The following is a 355-nucleotide window of genomic DNA, read 5'->3' as shown; positions in this document are numbered from 1 at the left end:
CTCGTGAACAGTTCCGGCGCTCCGTGCGCGAACAGTTCACGAGTTGGGCATTGGTGGATGCTCGTAGGGTGAGAGCATGAAGATCTCGATCACCTACTGCGTTCCTTGAGACTATTCGGCCCACGCCGTGCGCGTGGCCCAGGAACTGATGTCGGCACATCAACACGAGTTCGAGTCGCTGACGCTGATCCCCGGAACCAAAGGCATCTTCGACGTCGCCGTCGACGGTGACGTCGTCTGGTCGAAGGCCGACCACGGCCGCCAGGCCGAGCCCGGCGAAGTCCTCGCCGCCCTCGACACTGCCCGCTCCTGACCGCCCCGACCCCGATCTCGTGAACAGTTCCGGCGCTCCGTG

Annotated in this window: 1 pseudogene; it reads left to right on the top strand. The window is 64.2% G+C overall.

From position 1 onward, the window contains the following. Positions 1-124: 124 nt before the first annotated feature. Positions 125-313, top strand: a pseudogene (locus tag ON45_RS20715) (Rdx family protein); the annotation flags it as partial. Positions 314-355: the final 42 nt, after the last annotated feature.

The sequence above is a fragment of the Ilumatobacter nonamiensis YM16-303 genome (genome assembly GCF_000350145.1).
GTDB classification, from domain to species: domain Bacteria; phylum Actinomycetota; class Acidimicrobiia; order Acidimicrobiales; family Ilumatobacteraceae; genus Ilumatobacter_A; species Ilumatobacter_A nonamiensis.
Note: the sequence above shows the minus strand (reverse complement) of the source record. Positions and strands in the feature narration are given on the sequence as shown.